The organism is Pseudoalteromonas sp. XMcav11-Q (assembly GCF_040104525.1).
Lineage (GTDB): Bacteria > Pseudomonadota > Gammaproteobacteria > Enterobacterales > Alteromonadaceae > Pseudoalteromonas.
The window spans coordinates 388,335-410,927 of sequence record NZ_JBECOX010000003.1 but is presented as its reverse complement, the minus strand read 5'-3'; the positions used below and the strand labels follow the sequence as shown (position 1 = coordinate 410,927).

Sequence of the window (22,593 nt, the reverse complement as noted above, 5' to 3'; positions counted from 1 at the left end):
ATATGAGTAGCGAACTACTAATCAATGTCACCCCAAGTGAAAGTCGCGTAGCCTTAATCGAAAATGGGGTGCTGCAAGAAGTTCAAGTTGAACGGATCGGTAACCTAGGCATCGTCGGTAATATTTATCTTGGCAAAGTAAGCCGAGTTCTTCCTGGTATGCAGGCTGCTTTTGTGGACATCGGTTTGGAAAAAGCGGCATTCCTACATGCGTCAGATATCGTGAACAGCGCTTCTATCGAAGAGGGGGTGGCCGAGTCCCCAGTTAAGAAAGTGCAGGACATTCGTGAGCTGGTGAAACAAGGCCAGTTCATTATGGTACAAGTAGTCAAAGATCCGCTTGGCACAAAAGGCGCTAGACTGACAACGGATATCACTATTCCCTCACGTTATTTGGTGTTTATGCCTGATGCGACGCATGTGGGAGTGAGTCAACGTATTGAAACCGAACAAGAGCGTGACCGGTTAAAAGAGATCGTTGCACAATATAATGACGAAAACGGTGGTTTTATCGTTCGTACCGCTGCTGAAGGCGCTTCGGAAGCTGAGTTACAGCATGATGCGGAGTTTTTGAAAAAGCTTTGGCAGAAAATTGTAACTCGCCGCCGCAAAACGAGCAAAGCAAAAATTTTGCATGAGGATCTTACCTTAGCATTTCGCACCTTGCGTGATTATGTTGGTGAGGACATGGAGCGTATCCGTGTTGACTCAAAGTTAACTTACCAAGAGCTAAAACTTTTCACTGAAGAGTTTGTTCCCCAGCTTGCAAGTGCACTTGAGTATTACCCAGGTGAGCGTCCCATTTTTGACTTGTTTGATGTTGAAACTGAGATCCAAAAGGCACTACATCGAAAGGTTGAGTTAAAGTCTGGTGGCTACCTTATCATTGACCAAACAGAAGCAATGACAACGGTTGATGTCAATACTGGCGCGTTCGTTGGCCATCGTAACCTCGAAGAGACGATTTTTAATACCAATGTTGAAGCAACGTCAGCAATTGCGCGGCAACTAAGGTTACGAAACCTTGGTGGTATCATTATTATCGACTTTATTGATATGGTATCTGACGAGCATAAACGCCGAGTATTGCACTCTTTAGAAACTGCGTTGTCTAAAGACCGAGCGAAAGCCAATATCAATGGACTCTCTGCACTTGGTCTTGTAGAAATGACCCGCAAGCGCACGCGCGAAAGTCTAGAGCATATTCTTTGTGATGTGTGTCCATCTTGCTCCGGTCGTGGTTCACTAAAAACGGTCGAAACCGTTTGTTATGAGATCCTACGGGAAATCGTGCGTGTGAATCGTGCTTATGATGCCGACAAGTTTATGGTTTATGCCTCGCCAGCGGTGAGCGAAGCCTTGATCAACGATGAGTATCATAATTTAGCTGAGCTTGAATTATTTATTGGTAAGCAGGTTAGCATTCAAACTGAGAGCTTATATAGCCAAGAGCAGTTTGACGTAGTAATGATGTAAAGGGTAGCGGTACATGCAGGCTAAGGCCGTCTGTTTTTTCTGCCTGCGTAAAGCGTGGCAAATCTTTGCGATCACTTTAGTGACACTCGCGGTGCTGGTGTCTGCGCTGAAGTACGCCTTGCCCTATGTTAATGATTATAGAAGTAACATCGAAGCGCTGATCCAAAAGCAACTGAATGTTGATATTAGTATTGGCCAGATCAGTGCGAGTTGGGAAGGCAATGGGCCTGCTCTGGTGTTGGAATCGCTCTCTTTTAAAGACAATAAAGACTCGCCAATCTCCATTAATATTGCCAAAACCTCTTTGCAGCTCAATGTATTTGAGTCTGTACGACAAATGCAGATCGCATCTAACTATTTTGTACTGGAAGGGTTTGAGGCCGATATAGATCTGAGCAAATTAAGCGCGGCTCAAGATCAAGGTGCTTTTGAGCAGCAAGCATTAATTGAAAGCCTTTTCTTAGGTGATGTTGGGCATTTTGCGGTGCAAAACAGTCGTCTTAATATCACCTTTTCTAGTGGTAAGACCCACAGTTTATTATTGAAAGATTTGGTGTGGCAAAACTCTAGTGCATTACATGAGGGGGCAGGAGAAATCGCATTACCGGGATTTTCTCAAGGCCAGTTTAACGCTCGTCTTTCTTTGTCGGGACGAAAGCTACGCGAATTGGCGGGGAATATCTATGTATCCGCGGATAAGGTTAATCCGGTAGATTGGCTAGAAGAGCTTATCACCTTAGCGCATCCAGACCTAAAAGCAGACATCAATGCTCAGCTATGGTTGGGTTTCGAGGAAGGTACATTGCAAGATATCACAGTGGATATCAAACCCAGTACCTTGACTTGGCAAGAAGATGAAAATCAGCGCACATTGGCATTAGACGATGCGCAATTTCTGTTAAAGCCAGATCAGCAAGGTTGGTGGGTGCAAAGTAGTGGTATCCAGTTTAGTCGCAATCTAGAAGCGCTTGCTCCTATTTTATTTGAAGCGAAATGGCATAAAGATAACAAGACCTTTTGGTTAAAGGATATTAACGCCAACTTTTTAGCTGAGTTAGCACAACTTGCTAAATTCCCTGGACGAGATTTGCTGTATGGCATGAATCCCAATGGTCAACTGAGCGCAGCGAAATTCAGTCTTGGTACTAATAACGCTTTTGCGGCATGGGGAGTTATTGAAGAGATAGCTTTTGAGCCATTTCATGGGATCCCGGGAATTTATGGTACCAGATTAGAGGTGAGTGCGACTGATGAGCAAGTTAGGCTCAATTTAAGTGCTGAACAAACTGAATTACTATCCAAAGAGACCTTCAAAGATAATATTAAGCTCCAGCAGCTCAGTGGTGATGTCTATATTCGCAATCAACAAGCACAAGGCTGGCAAGTTTCCAGTCCCAACTTTTGGCTTAGTAATCAAGACGTAGCGTTAGCTACAGAATTTTCCTTGCAGTTATCAGATGACCCTCGGCTTGATTTATATGCGGAGCTACTCGGTGGGCGTGGTGAAATCGCTTCACAGTACTTTCCTGTCAGTATTATGCGTAAAAGCTTAGTTGACTATTTAGAAGCAGGGATCCAAGGTGGTCAGCACTTGCAGACTCAAGTCTTACTGAGTGGGGCGCTTTCACAATTTCCATTCGCTGATAAGCAAGGTCAGTTTGAAGTTAAATCACGTTTGAATGATGTTACTTTTGGTTTTGCACCGGATTGGCCTAGCGTTACTTCAGGGGATGTCACACTACACTTCGAAAACGAAAGAATGGATATCTACGCACACCGTGGAGAACTTGTTAATCAAAGTATTGATGAGGGTGTCGTTGTGAGTATTGCGGATCTAAATCACGCTGATGTGCTGACTGTTGATATTAGTCACTCCACAGAAGCGAGCACGCTACAGCCTTTCTTTGCGGCAACGCCGCTCGCAGATCCACTCGCGAATATATTAGATATTGTTCAAGGTAAAGGTGATGCAAAAGGGGATGTGCAATTGGTCGTCGACCTGAAATCAGGTGCCGTACATGCTAAAGGTGACATCTACCTAGACAACAATCCTGTCTTTTTGGCAAAGCCTGGCATGCAATTACAGCAAGTGAAAGGTGTGGTTAGCTTCGATGATGACACTATCAAAGTGAATAATTTGACCGCTAAGTGGCTGGACATGCCCCTGTCGTTGGACTTATCAGGAAGCGGAGATAAGCAAAATTATCAAGTAACGACCAAGGTCAGTCTTGAAGCTGGGGTTGAGCAACTGCAACCGCACGCAAATGGAATTATTGACGGCTACTTTGAAGGCAATAGCGTGCTGAGCACTGAGCTTATCCTTAATTTTGCCAATGCAGGATTTAACTATAAAGCCAAATTTGCTAGTGACTTACGGGGGATCGCGAGTCACTTACCCGATCCATTCGGAAAACCTGCTGATCAAGCTAAACTGCTAAGCGGCACTGTATTAGGGGATGATATTTCGAATCTTGTTACGGCAAGCCTAGATAATCAATTGTATTTTAATGGCATCGTTGAAAATGGATCCGGTGCGATGCGTAATGCACACCTGATAATTGGCAGTAAAGATGAAGGCTTAAATGCATCCGGTTTTGATATCACAATCAAACAACAAGAAGTCGAGCTGTTGCCTTGGTTACCACTGATCAACCGCATTATCAAAGCGCCAAATTCAGGTTCCGACCCTGCATTTCTACCAGCACTGAATCAGGTAAATGGTTCTTTCTCAAAAGTAACATTCTCTGAGATCCCTTTCCATGATGTTGACTTTACTATGGCCGCGATTGACGGCGCGATGCAGCTTAAAATCAATAGTAAAGAAATGCGCTCACAAGTGGCTATTCCAGCGTCAAACTCAAGCCGGCCTATTCACATTAATAGTGATTATTTACGTCTAAATTTACCTAAGTCGGAGCCGCAAGCGCAAGAGACAGTGGAAAAAGACGTTCACTCATTAGATTGGTTGTTGAGCTTACCTGCAACCGAATTTGTGTGCGGTGACTGTAAAGTTGATGAATATCAGTTAGATCAGGTCAATATGTCGTTGTTTGGGGATGGTAATAGACTCAATATTTCAGAGTTAGTGATTGACAAAAAAGATCATAAACTCAATGCCAGTGGCCGGTTTGAGCAAGGTAAAACGACGCTAAGCGGCGCGTTAAACAGCAATGACTTTGGTGAACTAACGGATGAGTTTGATATTACTTCGACAATTAAAGACTCCCGCGCCAACATAGATTTTGTCCTCAATTGGCAAGGCGCGCCATACGAAATGGATTTACCTAGCCTAGGTGGCGAGTTGACTTGGCGCTTAGGAGAGGGCCACTTGGCAGAAATAAGCGACAAAGGAGCACGTGTCTTTTCATTGCTGAGTTTGGACTCTTTGATCAGAAAGTTACGCTTGGACTTTAGAGATGTGTTTTCTAAAGGCTTTTTCTATAACAGTATGAGTGGTTCGGTACAACTAACGAATGGTATTGCGATCACTGAAGATGCGAAGCTCGATGGCGTGCCTGCGGATCTAACGATACGTGGCTATGCCGATCTCAATACTCACGAAATTAATTATGATTTAGCCGTCGCACCTCAAGTCACGTCGAGTTTACCTGTGATTATGGCATGGGCGGTGAACCCTGTGACGGGGTTAGCTGCACTGGCATTAGATAAGGTTATCCACTCGGCGCGAGTGATCTCTGAGATTAATTTTAAAATCACCGGAACGATGCAAGAGCCAGTGGTTACCGAGGTTGATCGTAAGAGTAAAGAAATTGAGTTACCCAAACCGGTTGTGCCTCCTAGTGAAGAGGCTATGCCAGATGGAGTTGATGAGAATACCAATAAAGAAGCACCAGCATTGAGCTCAGAATCACATCCAAGTGCTACACTTAAGCATAGTGAGCAACCTCTTGTGTCGCAAAATAAGGAAAGTGGTAATGGCTAAGGTGATTGCATTGCCAATGTGCTCGGCTAAAGCACCCCAAACAAATATAGATTACCTTAAAAGTCAGCTGGTTAAGTTAGTGGTGGAAGAGCCAACCTTAGTTTGTTTACCTGAAACTTGGCTGGCGTTTTGCGACAATGCGCAACAGACTTGGGAATACGCGCAGCATAATGAAGCACTGCTTGGAGAGCTTTCAGCGCTTTGTCAACAATATAGCATTTGGTTGGCGGCAGGTACCATCGCGATACCAAGCCAGAGCGATAAATATCTGGCTGCGAGTTACTTATTTGATTCGAGTGGCGAAATCGTAGCACGCTATAATAAGATCCATCTATTTGACGCCGATGTGAGTGACAAAACTAAACAATATCGAGAGTCTGAGCGAACAGAGCGTGGACAGGATGTCGTGGTAGTGGATAGTCCATTTGGCAGAATTGGATTAAGCGTGTGTTATGATCTGCGCTTTCCAGGTTTGTTCCAAATGATGAGAGCGAAGGGAGCTGAGCTATTTTTAGTCCCGAGTGCTTTTACCTGTGCAACGGGTAAGGCACACTGGCAGCCATTATTACAGGCGAGGGCGATAGAAAACCAATGCTATGTAGTTGCAGCCGCGCAAGTAGGTTGTCATGAAAATGGCCGAGAAACCTATGGACACAGTTTAATTGTATCGCCTTGGGGTGAAGTCTTAATTGACTCTGGTGCGAATTTAGAACCTATTTCACAGCAGCTAGATAGTGCGTTTCTTGATTCGATCCGGCAAAAAATGCCGGTTGCGGATCATAACCGATTTAAAAGTGAGTTTTTATGAGTAATGTAGAGCGGAATTTACTGACCAATAGCCAGCTGACACGTGAGCAATTATCACAGACTCTCGAGTATATTCATCAGCACAAAGTAAATTATGCCGATCTGTACTTTCAATCAAGCTACCACGAAACTTGGGTGCTGGAAGACGGCATAGTCAAAGACGGCAGCTACAACATCGAACGTGGTGTTGGTGTGCGTGCAGTGAGTGGTGAGAAGACTGGCTTTAGTTATTCTGATGCCATCAATATTGAAGCGTTAACCAAAGCAGCAGAAGCTGCGCGTAGCATTGCGCAAGCTGGCGAAAGCAGTAAAGTTCAAGTATTTAGCGACGTAAAAGCACCCATTCAATTTCAACCAGCACAGCCAATTACCAGCATGAGTGATGCGGATAAAGTGGCTTTACTTAGAGAGCTTGAACAGTGCATTCGCGATTTAGCGCCTGAGGCGCAGCAAGTAGTCAGTTCGCTGTCTGCGGTATATGAAGAAGTGTTAATTGCCGCAAGCGACGGTACATTTGCAACCGACATTCGCCCGTTAATACGTTTAAATTGTTCGGTACTCCTTGAGAAAAATGGTCGCAGAGAGCGTGGTAGTGCCGGTGGTGGTGCGCGTTTAGATTATGGTTACTTTAAAGAGTTAGTAGACGGTGCACCGAGATGGATGCAGTTTGCCAAAGAAGCTGTGCGCCAAGCACGCGTGAATCTTGAAGCCATTGATGCACCAGCAGGTGCGATGCCTGTGGTGCTCGGTTCTGGTTGGCCGGGCGTTTTGTTACACGAAGCTGTTGGACATGGCCTAGAAGGTGATTTTAACCGTAAAGGTGCCTCTGCATTCAGTGGCAAAATAGGTGAACAAGTCGCTTCGAGTCTTTGTACTGTGGTGGATGATGGCACGATAGCCGACCGTCGCGGCTCTTTGAATGTGGACGATGAAGGTACGCCAGCGGCATACAACGTACTGATTGAAAATGGTATTTTGAAAGGCTATATGCAAGATAAGCAAAACGCGAGCTTAATGGGCGTGGCGCCTACAGGTAATGCGCGTCGTGAGTCTTATGCCCATTTGCCGATGCCGAGAATGACAAATACCTACATGCTTGCGGGTGAGCACAGTCAAGAAGAGATCATTCGTAGCGTAGATAAAGGCATTTTTGCTAGTAACTTTGGCGGTGGTCAAGTGGATATTACCTCCGGTAAATTTGTATTCTCAGCGTCTGAAGCCTACTTAATTGAGAATGGTAAGATAACCCAACCAATTAAAGGTGCAACGCTTATAGGCAATGGCCCAGAGGTGATGAAAAAGGTCTCTATGGTAGGCAATGACCTTGCGCTTGATAGAGGCGTTGGGGTATGTGGTAAAGATGGTCAAAGCGTCCCTGTGGGAGTCGGTCAACCGAGTTTGAAGATTGACGAAATTACTGTCGGTGGCACAGCGTAATACTACCTGCAAAAACAAACTTGAAAGGTAAACAGGCCCTAATCATAAGTAAAAAGGCGCATCAGCGCCTTTTTATGTTGTATCAGAGCCACAACACTGCGTTACGGCATAATCGCTTCTTTTAAATACTGGAACAGCTCTTTGTAGGCTTTGCCTGGCTTCTCAGCTTTTACTTCTTTACTTGCTTGGCGCGCCATCTGGCGCATTTTTTGACGCTCAAGTTCAGGATACTTATCCAATAGCTCATTAATCTTGCTATCTCCTTTGGCAATCACTTCATCGCGAATAAGCTCAATCTTATTCAGCAATACGTCTGCTTTATTGTTCTTATTTAGCATCAAATCCATCGCAGCCTGAATATCTTCGACATTTGGAGTACTACGCAATGTCTTGGCAATGTAGTTCATATGACGACGGTAAGCATCTGTTTTAGCACGGATCCTATCCGCAACAGTCATGGCCTCTTTAAGCTCGTCCGTTAGAGGTAACTTCTCACGCTGCTTCTTGCCAAGCCCTGCGATTTCACAGCCTAGTTCATGCAACTCAAGCGCTTCGCGCTTAAGCTCGCTTTTTGAAACGTAAATAATCTCTTCTTCGGTCGTTTGCTCGTGTTTAGCCATCGGTCTTGTCTATACTAGTAAATATTAAGGTCTCTAACATTAGAGTATACCACAATTGATCACTACAATAGTTAGTAGCTGTGATAGCATATTAACTAATATGTTTTAGTTAGACGAGCGAGCGGATAAGGTATCTATGACTCAACCTCAACAACACCCTATATATAATCAAATTGATGATGTGAAAAATGCAGTTGCCGATGTGTTAGCGCATGCTAAAAAACTAGGTGCAACCTCGGCAGAAGCGGCGATGTCTAGTACCTCTGGTCTGTCTGTAAGTACACGAATGGGAGAGGTTGAAACCATTGAGTTTAATCAAGATGGTGGTCTTGGTATCAGCGTTTATGTGGGTAATCATAAAGGCTCAGCATCAACCGCGGATCTGAGTCCTGAAGCCCTGCGCTCAGTGGTTGAAAAAGCCGTAGATATTGCTCGATTTACCTCGGATGACCCCTGTAATGGTGTGGCGGATAAAGCCTTGCTAGAGATGTCACCAGCAGATTTAGATCTTTTCCATCCTTGGCAAGTTTCTCCTGATGAAGCCATTGAGCAATGTATTACTGCTGAAAAAGCTGCGTTAGCATTCGATCCTCGAATCGTGAATTCTGATGGCGCGAGCTTATCGAGCCACCAAGGGATCCGTGTATATGGCAATAGTCATGGCTTAATTGCAGGGTTCCCACGTACCAGACACAGCCTGAGCACCATGGTGATTGGTAAAGAGGGTGAGCAAATGCAACGGGACTCTGCATATGCGTTATCTCGCGTGCACACGGAGCTAAAATCCCCTGAAGAAGTCGGTTTAGAGGCGGCACAATCAACGCTTGCAAAATTAGGCAGTCGTAAGGTGTCAACGCGCAAAGTGCCTGTTATTTTTCGAGCGGATATTGCTAACAGCTTATTTGGGCACTTAGTGTCAGGTATTGGTGGCGGCGCGCTATATCGTAAGTCTAGCTTCTTGTTGGATTCTTTAGACACACAAATTTTTAATCGCTGCGTTAACATTGAAGAGAAGCCACATTTATTAAGAGGGCTTGCTTCGAGTCCTTTCGATAGCGAAGGTGTAAAAACCATCGACCGTGAAATTATCACAGATGGCGTGCTCAATACTTACTTATTGGCAAGCTATGCTGCACGTAGAATGAATATGCAAGCGACAGGTCACGCAGGTGGGATCCATAACTGGTTAGTAAAACCAACACACGACGATTTAACCAGCCTACTTGCGTCGATGGGCACTGGTTTGTTAGTCACTGAACTTATGGGGCAAGGTGTTAATACGGTAACAGGTGATTACTCTAGGGGAGCTGCTGGTTTTTGGGTCGAAAATGGAGAACTTCAATATCCTGTAAGTGAAATTACTATCGCTGGTAATTTAAAAGATATGTTTATGGGGATTGAAGGCGTTGGCGCTGATATTGAATGCCGAGGCGCAGTACAAACCGGCTCTATACTACTCAATAATATGCAAATAGCGGGCGAATAACTCCCTCTCTCAGCTCAAGAAATGCTGGTTTTAACCAGCATTTCCCGCCGTTTCGACACTGTTACTGCTACACTAATAACCAAGTTGCGGTGCCAAGGAATGCAAAGATCCCGACAATATCGGTAACGGTTGTTAGTACCACACTACCAGCTAGCGCTGGATCGATATTCATTTTCTTTAACATAATTGGAATACTGGCACCCGCGATACCCGCTGCGACTAAGTTCATAAACATTGCGAAGGCAATTACAGCACCGAGTGTAAAATCCCACTGCCATATAGCAATAACCCCAGCGATCAAGACAGACCACAGCACGCCGTTTAAGGCGCCGATCGCCAGCTCTTTACCCATTAAAAACTTTTGGTTAGTCTGGTTAATATGACCAAGGGCAATACCGCGAATCACTAGGGTTAGCGTTTGGCTACCGGCAACGCCGCCCATACTTGGTACTATGCCATTTAACACCGCGAGAATAGGTAAAATATCCAAAGTACCTTCGAAGAAGCTTGCAACAAACGCAGCCATCAAGGCAGTTAGCAGGTTAATCCCAAGCCAAATAGAGCGGCGCTGGCTACTTTTTAAAACTGGCGCAAAGGTGTCTTCTTCATCTTCAAGACCTGCCATACTTAACAAGCTGTGCTCAGCATCTTCACGAATAACGTCAACAACGTCATCAATGGTGACACGGCCAAGCAAATGGGCGTTATCGTCAACGACGGGAGCTGAGATCCAGTTATGACGCTCAAAAAGCTGCGCCACTTCAGACTCATCCATGGAGATAGGGATCGTTTCCTTATCTTCATCCATCAAGTCTCGAACCATACTGTCAGGAGACTTAGTTAATAAGGTATTGACAGGCAGTGTGCCTAAAAAGCAGTTGTCTTTATCAACTACATACAACTCGTCCGTACCATCTGGCAATTCGCCTTTAAGGCGTAGATATCTAAATACAACTTCTAAGGTAACATCGGGTCGAATAGTGACCGTGTCGGTGCTCATTAGCGCACCGGCAGAGTGTTCCTTGTAGGACAAAGCTTGTGTCGCACGTTCTCTATCTTGGCTATCCATCGCACCGATAACGTCTTGGTAGACGGTATCAGGCAGGCTTCTTAGGACATCACCAAGGTCATCGTCGTCCATGTCTTCTGTAGCGGCGGCAATTAGCTCCGGCTCCATCTGGGCGATGATCCCAAGTCTTACGTCCTCTGACAGTTCCTCTAAGACATCCCCTTGGATATCTGGGTCAACAAGCTGCCACAGCATAGAGCGAACTTTATGAGGGGATGATTCTAAAAGCAGTGCAGTGTCACAAGGTGCTGTTTCTGCGAGCATACGCCTAACTTGAACAAACTGACCACTGTTTAAGGCGTTAGTTACCTTTTGGAGTTGTTCCAGTGTGTAGTCTTGTTCAAATACTTCAGGCATAGGCATCCTTTTTGATATTAATGGTGGCTAACGTGATTAAGTTAACCCTATTCATTTATTTTATCGCAGAAATCAATTTCTTAATTTGAATTTTATTCGTGTTGTTTCTGCTGGTGGGTTGCTATCGTTAATACACGTTAAAGGTGTACGCAACGATAAAGTAGGATTTTCCGGCAACTCGCTTTACTGCACGAAAGAAACCTAAATTGGTATTACAGTGTAACTCAGTTTATTAGGAACTACCAAGGTTTACGCTTAATTATGAGAGACTTATTAGACCACTTTGGTTACGGAGGAGGGGGAGATTAGCAGGGAGTAAATGAATCAGGCCTTATTGTTTTACTGACGATTACTCGGATTCATTAAACTTATTTTCTATCAGTCCGCCAATGGCGTCTAGTGCATACTGAGCATCAGGACCTTCACAAATCACTCGGACTTCTTTCCCTTGGCTGCTTTCAAGTAACAACAGCGCTAGTACGCTGTCAGCAGCAGCACTTTTGTCTCCTTGATATAAGGTCACTTCGGCATCAAATTGGGTTGCTAATTGCGCAAGAACCGTCGCTGCTCGAGCGTGCAGGCCGAGTTTGTTTTGGATTAAAAACGTATCTTCTAACATTTAACCCTCTTGCTCTCGGTGACGAATTTTGACGTTGGGATGGGTTTTAGCAAAACGTTCACCAATGGTTTGCGCTAAGTATACCGAGCGATGTTGCCCACCTGTACATCCTATTGCGATCGTTAGATAACTGCGATTGTTACGCTCTAAGTGTGGTAACCAAGTTTGTACGAAGGTTTGGATCTGCCAAGTAAACTTTTGCACGATGCTGTGACTCGACAAATAGTCTTTGACTGGCTGATCTAAGCCAGTTAGCGGCTTAAGCTCAGGCTCCCAATGTGGGTTGGGTAAAAAGCGCGCATCAAAAACGTAATCCGCTTGTTTTGGGATGCCGTGTTTAAAGCCGAAAGATTCAAAGGTAATAATGAGTTGTTTGTCTTTTTTACCTAAGATTTTTTCGCGGATATCTTCTGCAAGTTGATGAACGCTCAGGCCTGTAGTATCAATGAGAAAATCGGCGCGAGTGATCAGCACGTCTAACAATTCCCGTTCTTTCTTTATCGCAACATCTAATGGAAGATTATGCAGTGAAAGAGGGTGCAAACGGCGTGTTTCTGAGAAGCGCTTTATCAGGGTTTGATCGTCACTGTCTAAATAAAACAGGGTAGGTTTGGCAAAGCCTGGTAAGTATTCAAGAATGTCATTAAACTCGTCCTGTTCTTTAGGTAAGTTTCTAACATCAATACTGACTGCAATTTTATTATAATTGTCCGAAACACTGCGGACTAAAGACGGCAGCAAATTGACCGGAATGTTATCCACACAATAGTAGCCTAAGTCTTCCAATACTCGAAGCGCTACAGATTTACCAGAGCCTGAGCGGCCACTGATAATGATAAGCTCGAGTCCTTTTTCGTCATCACTCATCAAGTTCACCTTGGATCACTGCATATAACTCATCATCACTTTTTGCTTGCCTAAGCATTTTGCAAAAAGACTTGTCTTTGAGTGTATCAGCAATCGCCGCTAAGGTCTTCAGGTGTTGTTGATTATCACCTTCAGGTACGATGAACGCGACAAAAATATCGACAGGCTGCTTATCTATGGCTTCAAACTGGATCCCTTGCTCGCTGACAAGCACCATTGCAAGGATTTTATCCAAACCTTCAAGTCGACCATGGGGAATGGCAATGCCTTTACCGATCCCTGTGCTGCCCAATTTCTCTCGCGCCATTAAGGCGTCCAAGATAGCATGCTGACTGGTATTTGGAATTTGGCTATGAGCCAGTTCGCTGATGTATTCTAAAATACGTTTTTTGCTATTAAAAAGGACCGCAGCTTTACTGCAGTCCTTGTTCACTAATTCACTTAATTTCATCTTAGTGTCGAGTGAGCTTCTCTTTGTGTTTAATAACTTGACGATCTAGCTTGTCGATAAGGCCATCAATTGCGGCATACATATCTTGATGCTCTGTTGATGCAAATAGCTCGCCGCCGTTTACGTGTAATGTTGCTTCTGCTTTTTGTACTAGTTTCTCGACATCAAGGATCACATGCACATTATTGATATGATCAAAGTGCCTTTCTAGCTTCGCAAACTTGTTGGTGACATAGTCTCTTAATGAGTCAGTAATTTCTACATGGCGACCAGTTAGATTTAGTTGCATAAGCATTTTTCCTTCTTGGGTTTTACGTCTTATATCAAGCTTTTACGCTGATTTGACGGTGGAATGGCTAGGGATTCACGATATTTTGCAATCGTACGTCTCGCTACCTTAATTCCTTGCTCAGCTAAGATATCTGCAATTTTGCTGTCACTCAATGGCTTCGCGGTATTCTCTGCAGCTATCAGCTTTTTGATAAGTGCTCTAATTGCTGTAGAAGAGCACTCACCTCCATTTTCCGTACTTACATGGCTAGAGAAGAAATACTTCAGCTCAAATATTCCCCGAGGTGTATGCATGTATTTTTGTGTTGTCACACGGGAAATTGTGGACTCATGCATCTCAACCATTTCAGCAACATCATTTAGCACCATAGGGCGCATTGCTTCGGGGCCATGTTCAAAGAATGCCTGTTGTTGTTGCACAATGCAATTGGTAACTTTTAATAAAGTATCATTTCGGCTTTCTAAGCTTTTAATAAACCACTTTGCTTCTTGTAAATGTGAGCGAATAAACTGACTATCCGTACTGGATTTCGCCGTTCTAGACATCGCAGCGTAATGGTCATTTACTCTTATTTTAGGCATAGCATCAGGATTTAGCTCTACGACCCAACGACCTTTTACTTTTTTCACCGATACGTCAGGGATCACATATTCAGGCTCTTCATGAATAATGCTTGCCGCAGGCTTTGGGTTAAGGCTATGTATTAACGTCATGACCTCTTTGAGATCGGCTTCTTTAAGGCGCGTTTTCTTAGCCAAAGTTCGATAGTCACGGCTGGCAAGCAAGTCGATATGCTCTGTCAGGATCATTTTTGTTTCGGCAATCCATGGGGTATCTGGGGCGAATTGGTTTAGCTGAATGCATAAGCATTCTTGTAAACTACGCGCTGCGATACCGACAGGGTCAAAAAGCTGAATGCGTTTGAGTACGGCTTCGACTTCATCTAGCTCAATAGGCTCTTCGCTATTCTCGTCATTAATGCTTTCTAAAATGTCTTCGCAAGACAGTGTTAGAATGCCTGACAGGTCGACAGCTTCAATAATCGCAATCGCAATAGCTCTATCTGTTGGACTAAATGGTGTCAGTTCGAGTTGCCACATGAGATAATCGTGGAGAGATTCAGAGGTTTCCCCTTGATAAACATTATCGTCATCGGGAAGTGGACCTGAGCTTGCAGCAGGCGCTGCACTCATATACTCGTCCCAAGTGACATCCATGGCAAGGTCATCGCTCACAGTGTCTTTGCTCATGGCGGTATCTGAGTCTATCTCATAGTCACTAACCTGCGTTTCATCGGCTGAATCTTGATTGTCGTCAGCACGGCTCTTTTCTTGGCTGTGTTGGTCAGCGTTTTCGCCGTCAGTATTATCACCTTCTTCCACTTCCAACAATGGATTGCTGTCTAATGCTTCTTGTATTTCTTGTTGCAGATCCAATGTACTAAGCTGCAGCAAGCGAATGGCTTGTTGCAGTTGCGGAGTCATTGTAAGTTGCTGCCCCATGCGCAGCTGTAATGATTGCCTCATGTATCTCTAACAATCCTTTTTAACAGTTATTAATACTACGTCTTAACTATAGCTTGAATTGTTCGCCTAGGTAGACATCTCTTACGGTTTGATCTGCCAAAACATGTTCTGGCGTGCCTGCAGCGATTAACTCACCATGTGAAACGATGTAGGCTTTTTCACATACGTCCAGTGTTTCTCTAACGTTATGATCGGTGATAAGCACACCGATACCACGGTTTTTTAGGTGCTCTATGATTGTCTTTATATCTAACACCGAAATAGGATCAACACCAGCAAAAGGTTCATCTAACAGGATAAACTTAGGGTTTGCGGCTAAAGCGCGAGCAATTTCGACTCGTCTTCTTTCGCCTCCCGACAATGCCATGCCCTGTGAGTCGCGAATGTGTTGAATATTAAACTCATCCAGTAACTCGTTTAGTTCAGCTTCTCTTTCAACTTTAGATAAGTCTTTTCGAGTTTCTAAAATCGCCATCAAATTTTGATAGACCGTGAGTTTTCTAAAGATTGAAGACTCTTGCGGTAGATAGCCAATACCAAGTCGTGCGCGGCTGTGCATCGGTAACAAAGTGATATCTTCGTCATCAATCTGAATATAGCCTTTGTCGCTTGGTACTAACCCTACAATCATGTAGAACGTAGTGGTTTTACCTGCACCATTTGGTCCTAATAAGCCTACAATACTGCCAGCCTGAACACTTAAACCAACATTTTTGACGACCTGACGACCTTTATAACTCTTTGCTAGACCAGTTGCTTTGAGCTCGCTCATTAATTGTTACCTTCTTCCTGCGCTTTTTTCTCTTTAGCGTCTTTTTTGTCATCAACAGGAACAAGGATGGTTCTTACTCGAGAGTCTTCTTGGTCTGAGCGCTCAGCGCTGATCAATTGCTTTTCAATGTCATAGGTGATGACTTGAGCATTGATTTTTTGCCCAGTTTGATTGATTTCAGCATCACCAGAAATCACTAGGGTTCCCTTCGCTACGTCGTAACGGATTTCATTTGCTTTGGCTTCTAGCAAGTTGCCATCGGGTTGACGTTCGCTAAAAGTGGCAGGGCTGCCAGTTGCCACAAGCAGTTGCTTGTTAATGCCGAGCTCCGCGCGGCGGTGGACCTCTAGGCGATCGGCATTTATCTTTCTGTTGCCATGAATAATAACAACATTCTGTTCAAAAATACCGATGTTGCTTTGCAGTTGAGCTTGCTGACGGCCAGCATCAATAATGACTTCATTTTGTTCTGCAGCAATTGCTAGAGTAGAACTTGCAAGCAAGCCGATGAAAACTAGTTTGTTAATGATTTTACTGGTCATAATAAATTGTCTTTGTGTGGTTGATGAGTTCGATCACTTGCTTTTGTAGATCCGCATGCAGTCCTTTACCTGTGATCCTAAGACTAGGACCGTTGATAACGACAGGGTGTTCCGACTTCATCAATTTTTGCTTAATTTCAACTCTTACATTATCGGCATTGATATCCGTGATCATGGCGTTAGGCGTTAAATTCTTTGCCAACACATTGCCCTCTAATATCAAGGTGTTGTTTTCGTATAGGGTTGCTTCTAATGCGCTTATTTGCCAATTCTGTTCACCGTTATATAAGGTGAAAATGGGCTTTTCAAAGTGACTAAAGCCAAGATCTTGATACAACTCCATCTTATCAGCAGTTACCTGATAGTTTAATAAGCCATTTTCACTATAGGTCGTTTGCTGAAGCGTGGTTGCAACATAATCGGGTTTAGCTAACGGTTCATCTTCTTTTGCTGGATCCGCCTCTGATGGATTAAACATGGGCGACCACATCCATACCATTAAAGAAGCGAAAACAATGAGTAAGATGACACGTAATACGGTCATGTACTTGATCCTTTGGAAGTCAATAAGTGATTTTGGCTGAGCATTAGAAGATCAGTTAGTTCTCTCACGGCACCAAAGCCACCTAGCATCAAGGTCGTGTAATGGGCGATATGTTTAACAAGAGGATGTGCATCATTGACGGCAACGGCAAAACCAACTCGTTCCATTACGGGTAGATCTGGGCCATCATCACCAATATATGCAATTTCGTCATCATTAAGGTTGAGCTTAGTCTTCAGTTCATCATATGCCACTAACTTGTTTTCTTGACCTTGGTAAATATAAGTTACATTTAAACTAGTCATGCGTTGCTGAACTATTTGTGAATGTCTACCTGTGATAACGGCGACTTCGATACCACTATCAATCAAGGCCTTAATACCAAACCCGTCTTTGGTATTAAATGCTTTCAGTTCTTCACCATTGTTACCAAGGTATATACGGCCATCTGAGAATACGCCATCAATATCGCAAATTAATAATTTGATTTGTTTTGCTTTTTCCCAAGCTTCAGTTGAAATCGTCTGATATAAATCTTCAAATTGCATTACAGCACCCCCGCTCTAAGTAAATCTTGCGTATTCAAGGCGCCAACCGGAATGTTGTTTTCGTTCACCACAATCAAGCCGTTAATCCGTTTGGTTTCCATAATATTGAGTACCTCAGCTGCGAGCATATCGGCGCGTGCCGTCGTACTTTTAGCCGTCATTACTTGCGTGATTGGGGTGGTGTGAATATCGACCTTTTGTTCGATAATACGGCGCAAGTCGCCATCGGTAAAAATCCCTTGTAATTGCGAGCTTTCATCTACGATTGCCGTCATACCTAAACTTTTTGCGGACATTTCAAATAAAGCTTCTTTGACTGTGCAGTGACTATTGACCATAGGGATTGCATCCCCTTGATGCATGACATCAGCAACGGTTAGTAGTAGACGTCTTCCCAAACTACCACCAGGGTGGGAAAGTGCAAAATCATCAGCCGTAAAGCCTCTGGCTTCAAGTAGCGCAACCGCGAGCGCATCACCCATCACTAGCGTAGCTGTGGTGCTGGCCGTGGGTGCAAGTCCTAGTGGGCAGGCTTCTTTTGATACTTTAACACAAAGGTGAACCGTCGCATTACGAGCCATTGTAGAGCTTGGGTTGCCTGTCATGGAAATAACGGGGGCCCCTAAGCGCTTAATTACAGGTAGGATTGAGATCACCTCTTGGGTTTCCCCTGAGTTGGAGATCATCAGTACCACATCATCTTTGGTGATCATACCTAAGTCGCCGTGACTTGCTTCACCTGGATGAACAAAAAATGCGGGGCTGCCAGTACTTGCGAGTGTCGCTGCGATTTTGTTACCGATGTGGCCGGACTTACCCATGCCAATCACGATGATGCGACCTTGACAGCCAAACATAATTTCACAGGCTTTTACAAATTGCTGATCAACAAACTGTTGCACTTCTTCTATTGCTGCAAGTTCGGTAGCAAAAACTTGATTTGCAGAATCAATAAATGGGTTCGTTGTCACAAGGCTTCCTTAAATGATGTAGTAAATATAACCGACGAAGCTTGCGACAAGTATGCCACCTTCCAAGCGGTTGATGCGGCGCTGACCTGTTAAGCTGAGGCTCATTAGGATAAGCAGCAGTGTCGCGCCAAGCATAATAAATATATCACGTGACGCAATATTGGCGTCGAGGACGGATGGGTTAATGATCCCAGCAATGGATAGCACGGCCAATATATTAAAGATGTTCGAACCAATAATATTGCCAAGCGCTAGATCGTCCTCCTTCTTTAGTACACCAGCAACACAAGCAGCAAGCTCGGGTAAACTAGTACCAACGGCGATAATGGTTAATCCTATTAGCAGGTCACTCATGCCAAAATATTTGGCGATATCAACCGCAGCGCCAACGAGATAGTCCGCGCTAATAGGCAGTAAAATCATACCCACGATTAACCAGAAAACAGCTTTTTGAGTTGGAATATTATTTGGCACTTCTTCACAGGCTTCACTGACAAATGGGTCATCATTATCTCCACCACCACGCTTGGTGATAATGATAAGTGCAAGAAGAAAAGCGGCGAAACCGACTAATAACAAAACACCTTCTACGAAACTAAAGTGGTTATCACTAACGATATACCAAGCTGCCAATGAAACGACGACTAACAGCGGCATTTCGCGGCGCAAAATACCAGAGCCAACGGAGAGTGGCCTTAATAACGCGGTGAGACCCAAAACGAGTAAGATATTGGCGATGTTAGAACCTATGGCATTGCCCACGGCGGTGTCTGTTTTATCTGCAAGAGAGGCTTGCGCAGCAACCATCATTTCTGGTGCTGAAGAACCCATGGCCACGATAGTTAAACCAACAATTAATGTTGGTACACCAAAGTTTCGTGCAAGAGCGGCCGCACCAAAAACAAAGCGGTCAGCACTCCAAACCAGTGCAATAAAGCCAAGAATGAGAATAACAAACGATAAAACCATGAACCTCTAGCCAATAGGATTAAAATTTCGATAGATACTACCAAAAGCGCTCTGGAAAGTATAAGCAAACCGTTACATTTCACTACTTACAAAATTTTACCAAAACGATTTTCCATCTTGTTTGAAAAAAAAGTATCATACTTGGATGAATATAGTCTGGATCTGGAGAGCGACTTGTCGCAGTCAATTGTAGAAATCAAGGATGTAACCTTCTCTCGGGGTGAAAGGATCATCTACAAAAACATGAGCTTTTCCGTACCAAAAGGCAAAATTACCGCAATAATGGGGCCGAGCGGCATTGGTAAAACCACCATGTTGCGACTGATTGGTGGTCAGCTTAAGCCTGATAGCGGTGATATTCTTTTTGCTGGAAACAGTATCCCTAACATGTCTCGAGCAGCTTTATACCAAGCTCGAACGCGCATGAGCATGTTATTTCAAAGTGGCGCTTTGTTTACTGATATGAGCGTGTTCGATAATGTGGCGTTTCCTCTGCGCGAGCATACTGAATTATCTGAAGAGTTAATCCGTTTAGTGGTGTTGATGAAACTCCAAGCGGTTGGCCTTCGTGGTGCAAAAGATTTAATGCCGGCAGAGCTTTCTGGTGGTATGGCAAGACGTGCGGCTTTAGCGCGTTCTATTGCGCTTGATCCTGAATTAATCATGTACGATGAACCGTTTGCAGGTCAGGATCCGATCTCCATGGGTGTTCTAGTTCGCTTGATTAAGTCGCTTAATGAAGTGTTGGGATTATCGTCGTTGATAGTTACCCATGATGTCACCGAAGTACTGAGCATTGCTGACCACGTCGTTATTATTGCTGAACAAGGTGTGATTGGTACGGGAACCCCTGAACAGATGCTTGAACACGAATCGCCATTAGTGCAGCAGTTCTTACAAGGCCTTGCGGATGGTCCTGTGCCATTCCACTTTAAAGCGCCAGATTATCAGCAAGCGCTGTTGCAAGGAGAGTGAGTATGGTCGACTTTTTACAAAAACTAGGCCACAAAACCCTCAGCCGTTTTGCCGCACTTGGCCGTGCCACAACAATGCTTTTTGGGGCGCTATGTAGCTTACCTAATTTCCGAAAAGGCACGCCGCTGTTGATAAAGCAACTTTACATGGTTGGTCATCAATCATTGTTGATTATCATGGTGTCTGGTTTATTTATCGGCATGGTATTGGCATTACAAGGCTATACCGTGTTAGTTGGGTATGGTGCTGAAGATAGCCTTGGACCTTTGGTTGCTTTGAGTTTACTTAGAGAGCTGGGCCCTGTGGTAACCGCACTCTTATTTGCAGGACGTGCAGGCAGTGCGTTAACTGCAGAAATCGGTTTGATGAAGGCAACGGAGCAATTATCTAGTTTAGAAATGATGGCGATAGACCCGCTTAAGCGCGTGGTTGCCCCTCGTTTTTGGGCCGGTTTTATTAGTATGCCGTTACTCGCACTGATATTCTCTGCGATCGCTATTTTAGGCGCACACTTGGTGGGTGTTGATTGGTTAGGCGTAGATTCAGGTAGCTTCTGGTCAATTATGCAATCGCAAGTGTCGTTTCAACAAGACATCTTAAATGGTCTTATTAAGAGTTTCGTATTTGCACTATTAGTAACTTGGATCGCGCTATACAAAGGCTATGACTGTATTCCTACTTCAGAAGGAATAAGTAAAGCGACGACAGAGACGGTAGTACATTCTTCACTGGCTGTACTTGGCTTTGACTTTGTATTAACAGCGGTTATGTTCTCAAGTTAAAAGGTTTTAAAAATGAATACACGGAAAATAGAAATTTTAGTTGGGTTGTTCGTGGCATTGGGCATTGCTGCATTTGTTATGTTGGCGCTAAAGGTGGCTAACTCAGGTTTAAGCGGCAACGGTGAAACTTACACTTTGCATGCTAAGTTCGAAAATATAGGTTCGTTGAAAACTCGTGCCCCAATTAAGGTGGGTGGGGTTGTGATTGGCCGTGTTGATGGAATTCACATCCATCCACAAGAGTTCGTGCCAGTAGTTTCAATGAGTTTAGATAAAAACTACGAGTGTCAGTTTTCCGATACGTCGTCGGTTTCGATTTTGACGTCGGGCATTTTAGGTGAGCAGTATTTAGGTATTTCTCCGGTTATTGCTGCTGAATCTGCGAAGCAAAAATGTCTTGGTCAGGAAGTAACGAGTGAAGATAGCGTTGATCTTGAGTCTCTTTTTGGTGTGGAAACAAAAGCGCTAAAAGACGGTGACATGATCACAGATACAAAATCGGCACTGGTATTAGAAGAGCTAATTGGTCAGTTCCTATTTAATCAAGGGAGCGAGTAAATATGTTAAAAAACATCTATGCAAAATGTCTGACTTTGTTTGTAGCATTGATGGCTACCGCATTGGTTCAGGCGAAAGAAGTGGACTCAAGCGATCCTTATAAAATGGTAGAGCAAGTTGCGGCGCAAACTTTTCAGCGTGTTACGAAAGAGCAAAATATCATTGAAAAAGACAAAGAACACTTACGCGTTATCGTAGAAGAAGAGCTCTTGCCTTACATTGATTACAAATATGCTGCGTATCGTGTATTAGGTTCTTATATTCAAAAGGTTCGCAACATTGAAAGTAAAGAGGAGAAAGCCGCTGCTGTCGAGCATATTAGAGAGTTTATTGAGGTATTCAAAAATTACTTGGTAGCGACTTATGCTGGTGTATTTACTCAATATAAAGACCAAAAGGTAGAATTTGGTGAGCATCGCCCATTTGAGAATGAGGCTGTGGTGGTTGTTAAGACCAAAATTGTAGAACCAGGTAAGCCTGATATCAAAATTGATTTTAAAGTTAGACGCGGGCAAGACGGTGACTGGCGTGCTTTTGACATGATGGCGGAAGGCATTAGTTTACTAGATGCCAAACAATCGGAGCTACATGGTATTTTGCGTCAGCAAGGTATTGAGCATGTGATCCAACTGTTAGATAAGAAGAGCAAGCTTCCGGTGCAATTTAGAGGGGATGATGGTGACGCCTAATATTTCATTCACCGAAAGTAAAGGTGAAATCGTGTTAACTGGTGAGCTTACGAGAGCGAGTTTACCAAGCGCACTGAAACAGTCGACCATCGTTCAAGTGTTGAAAAATGCACAATCAACCGTCTATTTTAACCTTTCTGAGGTGACAAGGGTTGACACCGCGGGCTTAGCTTGGTTAATTCACTCTTTAGGTCAATTGAAACAGCGCGACATTCGTCTCGAGCTGAAAAATACGCCTGAGCAACTGCAAAATTTAATGGAGTTGGGACAGGTGACAACCCTATTTGAGTGAGT

General features: G+C 44.0%; 23 protein-coding genes. 10 read left to right on the top strand and 13 right to left on the bottom strand.

The genetic code is table 11. The annotated features are described in order from the left end of the window. Positions 1-2 precede the first annotated feature (2 nt). From rng to tldD, 4 genes are read left to right on the top strand one after another with little or no spacing between them, the layout of a single operon-like run. The gene (gene rng / locus ABMY45_RS07480) at positions 3-1,475 is read left to right on the top strand and encodes a ribonuclease G (RefSeq protein WP_010376650.1); all 1,473 of its coding nucleotides are present in this window, start codon (positions 3-5) and stop codon (positions 1,473-1,475) included. A 13-nt stretch (positions 1,476-1,488) separates the two neighbouring features. Next, entirely contained in the window at positions 1,489-5,418 is a 3,930-nt protein-coding gene (locus ABMY45_RS07475) for a YhdP family protein (RefSeq protein ID WP_349288682.1), read from the top strand. Then, the gene (locus ABMY45_RS07470) at positions 5,411-6,226 is read left to right on the top strand and encodes a carbon-nitrogen hydrolase family protein (RefSeq protein ID WP_206473424.1); all 816 of its coding nucleotides are present in this window, start codon (positions 5,411-5,413) and stop codon (positions 6,224-6,226) included. The genes ABMY45_RS07475 and ABMY45_RS07470 overlap by 8 nt, the downstream gene beginning before the upstream one ends. Continuing rightward, positions 6,223-7,662 (top strand): metalloprotease TldD, encoded by a 1,440-nt coding sequence (gene tldD, locus ABMY45_RS07465; protein ID WP_349288681.1) that lies wholly within the window; start codon positions 6,223-6,225, stop codon positions 7,660-7,662. The genes ABMY45_RS07470 and tldD overlap by 4 nt, the downstream gene beginning before the upstream one ends. A 101-nt stretch (positions 7,663-7,763) precedes the next feature. Here the strand turns inward: tldD and yjgA are convergent, their stop codons facing one another. Beyond that, positions 7,764-8,282, bottom strand: a complete 519-nt coding sequence (yjgA, locus tag ABMY45_RS07460; RefSeq protein ID WP_010605940.1) for a ribosome biogenesis factor YjgA — start codon at positions 8,280-8,282, stop codon at positions 7,764-7,766. Positions 8,283-8,418: 136 nt separating this feature from the next. Here yjgA and pmbA point away from each other — a divergent pair, with 136 nt between their 5' ends. Beyond that, a complete protein-coding gene (gene pmbA / locus ABMY45_RS07455) occupies positions 8,419-9,768 on the top strand; it encodes a metalloprotease PmbA (protein ID WP_010605939.1) in 1,350 nt (449 codons plus the stop codon). Positions 9,769-9,835: 67 nt separating this feature from the next. On the opposite strand, the gene mgtE is transcribed toward pmbA, so the two are convergent. The 12 genes from mgtE to ABMY45_RS07395 form a co-directional block, all read right to left on the bottom strand. After that, positions 9,836-11,194, bottom strand: a complete 1,359-nt coding sequence (gene mgtE / locus ABMY45_RS07450) for a magnesium transporter (protein WP_227387567.1) — start codon at positions 11,192-11,194, stop codon at positions 9,836-9,838. 349 nt (positions 11,195-11,543) lie between these two features. Further along, on the bottom strand, positions 11,544-11,813 hold the full coding sequence (locus ABMY45_RS07445) for an HPr family phosphocarrier protein (protein WP_349288680.1): 270 nt from the start codon (positions 11,811-11,813) through the stop codon (positions 11,544-11,546). Then, positions 11,814-12,680 carry an RNase adapter RapZ gene (gene rapZ / locus ABMY45_RS07440; RefSeq protein WP_239420665.1) on the bottom strand — a complete coding sequence of 289 codons (867 nt, stop codon included), beginning with the start codon at positions 12,678-12,680 and terminating at the stop codon, positions 11,814-11,816. It lies immediately after the preceding gene. Next, positions 12,673-13,131: a PTS IIA-like nitrogen regulatory protein PtsN gene (ptsN, locus tag ABMY45_RS07435; protein ID WP_010605936.1), complete on the bottom strand. Its 459-nt coding sequence runs from the start codon at positions 13,129-13,131 to the stop codon at positions 12,673-12,675. Before ptsN ends, rapZ begins: the two co-directional genes overlap by 8 nt. Before the next feature lies 1 nt (position 13,132). Then, on the bottom strand, positions 13,133-13,420 hold the full coding sequence (gene hpf / locus ABMY45_RS07430) for a ribosome hibernation promoting factor (protein WP_010376661.1): 288 nt from the start codon (positions 13,418-13,420) through the stop codon (positions 13,133-13,135). 29 nt (positions 13,421-13,449) lie between these two features. Further along, the gene (locus tag ABMY45_RS07425; RefSeq protein ID WP_102055981.1) at positions 13,450-14,949 is read right to left on the bottom strand and encodes an RNA polymerase factor sigma-54; all 1,500 of its coding nucleotides are present in this window, start codon (positions 14,947-14,949) and stop codon (positions 13,450-13,452) included. A 46-nt stretch (positions 14,950-14,995) separates the two neighbouring features. Then, positions 14,996-15,721, bottom strand: a complete 726-nt coding sequence (lptB, locus tag ABMY45_RS07420) for an LPS export ABC transporter ATP-binding protein (RefSeq protein ID WP_010605934.1) — start codon at positions 15,719-15,721, stop codon at positions 14,996-14,998. After that, entirely contained in the window at positions 15,721-16,263 is a 543-nt protein-coding gene (gene lptA / locus ABMY45_RS07415; RefSeq protein ID WP_010605933.1) for a lipopolysaccharide transport periplasmic protein LptA, read from the bottom strand. The genes lptB and lptA overlap by 1 nt, the downstream gene beginning before the upstream one ends. Then, the gene (lptC, locus tag ABMY45_RS07410; RefSeq protein ID WP_010605932.1) at positions 16,253-16,807 is read right to left on the bottom strand and encodes an LPS export ABC transporter periplasmic protein LptC; all 555 of its coding nucleotides are present in this window, start codon (positions 16,805-16,807) and stop codon (positions 16,253-16,255) included. Before lptC ends, lptA begins: the two co-directional genes overlap by 11 nt. Next, positions 16,804-17,355, bottom strand: a complete 552-nt coding sequence (gene kdsC, locus ABMY45_RS07405) for a 3-deoxy-manno-octulosonate-8-phosphatase KdsC (RefSeq protein WP_349288679.1) — start codon at positions 17,353-17,355, stop codon at positions 16,804-16,806. Before kdsC ends, lptC begins: the two co-directional genes overlap by 4 nt. Then, complete coding sequence (locus tag ABMY45_RS07400) at positions 17,355-18,326, bottom strand: KpsF/GutQ family sugar-phosphate isomerase (RefSeq protein WP_010605930.1); 972 nt, start codon at positions 18,324-18,326, stop codon at positions 17,355-17,357. The genes kdsC and ABMY45_RS07400 overlap by 1 nt, the downstream gene beginning before the upstream one ends. Positions 18,327-18,335: 9 nt before the next feature. Next, positions 18,336-19,295, bottom strand: coding sequence for a calcium/sodium antiporter (locus ABMY45_RS07395; RefSeq protein WP_102055983.1), 960 nt, complete (start codon positions 19,293-19,295; stop codon positions 18,336-18,338). A gap of 174 nt (positions 19,296-19,469) precedes the next feature. On the opposite strand from ABMY45_RS07395, the gene ABMY45_RS07390 reads away from it, so the two are divergent. From ABMY45_RS07390 to ABMY45_RS07370, 5 genes are read left to right on the top strand one after another with little or no spacing between them, the layout of a single operon-like run. Continuing rightward, the gene (locus ABMY45_RS07390; protein WP_010376674.1) at positions 19,470-20,270 is read left to right on the top strand and encodes an ATP-binding cassette domain-containing protein; all 801 of its coding nucleotides are present in this window, start codon (positions 19,470-19,472) and stop codon (positions 20,268-20,270) included. A 2-nt stretch (positions 20,271-20,272) separates the two neighbouring features. After that, a complete protein-coding gene (gene mlaE / locus ABMY45_RS07385) occupies positions 20,273-21,052 on the top strand; it encodes a lipid asymmetry maintenance ABC transporter permease subunit MlaE (protein ID WP_010376675.1) in 780 nt (259 codons plus the stop codon). Between the two features lie 12 nt (positions 21,053-21,064). Next, positions 21,065-21,610, top strand: a complete 546-nt coding sequence (mlaD, locus tag ABMY45_RS07380; protein ID WP_010376676.1) for an outer membrane lipid asymmetry maintenance protein MlaD — start codon at positions 21,065-21,067, stop codon at positions 21,608-21,610. 2 nt (positions 21,611-21,612) lie between these two features. Further along, positions 21,613-22,299 (top strand): ABC transporter substrate-binding protein, encoded by a 687-nt coding sequence (locus ABMY45_RS07375; protein WP_010376677.1) that lies wholly within the window; start codon positions 21,613-21,615, stop codon positions 22,297-22,299. Then, positions 22,286-22,591, top strand: coding sequence for an STAS domain-containing protein (locus ABMY45_RS07370; protein ID WP_010376680.1), 306 nt, complete (start codon positions 22,286-22,288; stop codon positions 22,589-22,591). Before ABMY45_RS07375 ends, ABMY45_RS07370 begins: the two co-directional genes overlap by 14 nt. Positions 22,592-22,593 lie beyond the last annotated feature (2 nt).

Excerpts from the sequence above, each read along its gene's own strand:
- rng (WP_010376650.1), top strand. The coding sequence starts at position 3 with ATGAGTAGCGAACTACTAATCAATGTCACCCCAAGTGAAAGTCGCGTA.
- ABMY45_RS07475 (WP_349288682.1), top strand. The coding sequence starts at position 1,489 with ATGCAGGCTAAGGCCGTCTGTTTTTTCTGCCTGCGTAAAGCGTGGCAA.
- ABMY45_RS07470 (WP_206473424.1), top strand. The coding sequence starts at position 5,411 with ATGGCTAAGGTGATTGCATTGCCAATGTGCTCGGCTAAAGCACCCCAA.
- tldD (WP_349288681.1), top strand. The coding sequence starts at position 6,223 with ATGAGTAATGTAGAGCGGAATTTACTGACCAATAGCCAGCTGACACGT.
- yjgA (WP_010605940.1), bottom strand. The coding sequence starts at position 8,282 with ATGGCTAAACACGAGCAAACGACCGAAGAAGAGATTATTTACGTTTCA.
- pmbA (WP_010605939.1), top strand. The coding sequence starts at position 8,419 with ATGACTCAACCTCAACAACACCCTATATATAATCAAATTGATGATGTG.
- mgtE (WP_227387567.1), bottom strand. The coding sequence starts at position 11,194 with ATGCCTGAAGTATTTGAACAAGACTACACACTGGAACAACTCCAAAAG.
- ABMY45_RS07445 (WP_349288680.1), bottom strand. The coding sequence starts at position 11,813 with ATGTTAGAAGATACGTTTTTAATCCAAAACAAACTCGGCCTGCACGCT.
- rapZ (WP_239420665.1), bottom strand. The coding sequence starts at position 12,680 with ATGAGTGATGACGAAAAAGGACTCGAGCTTATCATTATCAGTGGCCGC.
- ptsN (WP_010605936.1), bottom strand. The coding sequence starts at position 13,131 with ATGAAATTAAGTGAATTAGTGAACAAGGACTGCAGTAAAGCTGCGGTC.
- hpf (WP_010376661.1), bottom strand. The coding sequence starts at position 13,420 with ATGCAACTAAATCTAACTGGTCGCCATGTAGAAATTACTGACTCATTA.
- ABMY45_RS07425 (WP_102055981.1), bottom strand. The coding sequence starts at position 14,949 with ATGAGGCAATCATTACAGCTGCGCATGGGGCAGCAACTTACAATGACT.
- lptB (WP_010605934.1), bottom strand. The coding sequence starts at position 15,721 with ATGAGCGAGCTCAAAGCAACTGGTCTAGCAAAGAGTTATAAAGGTCGT.
- lptA (WP_010605933.1), bottom strand. The coding sequence starts at position 16,263 with ATGACCAGTAAAATCATTAACAAACTAGTTTTCATCGGCTTGCTTGCA.
- lptC (WP_010605932.1), bottom strand. The coding sequence starts at position 16,807 with ATGACCGTATTACGTGTCATCTTACTCATTGTTTTCGCTTCTTTAATG.
- kdsC (WP_349288679.1), bottom strand. The coding sequence starts at position 17,355 with ATGCAATTTGAAGATTTATATCAGACGATTTCAACTGAAGCTTGGGAA.
- ABMY45_RS07395 (WP_102055983.1), bottom strand. The coding sequence starts at position 19,295 with ATGGTTTTATCGTTTGTTATTCTCATTCTTGGCTTTATTGCACTGGTT.
- mlaE (WP_010376675.1), top strand. The coding sequence starts at position 20,273 with ATGGTCGACTTTTTACAAAAACTAGGCCACAAAACCCTCAGCCGTTTT.
- mlaD (WP_010376676.1), top strand. The coding sequence starts at position 21,065 with ATGAATACACGGAAAATAGAAATTTTAGTTGGGTTGTTCGTGGCATTG.
- ABMY45_RS07375 (WP_010376677.1), top strand. The coding sequence starts at position 21,613 with ATGTTAAAAAACATCTATGCAAAATGTCTGACTTTGTTTGTAGCATTG.
- ABMY45_RS07370 (WP_010376680.1), top strand. The coding sequence starts at position 22,286 with ATGGTGACGCCTAATATTTCATTCACCGAAAGTAAAGGTGAAATCGTG.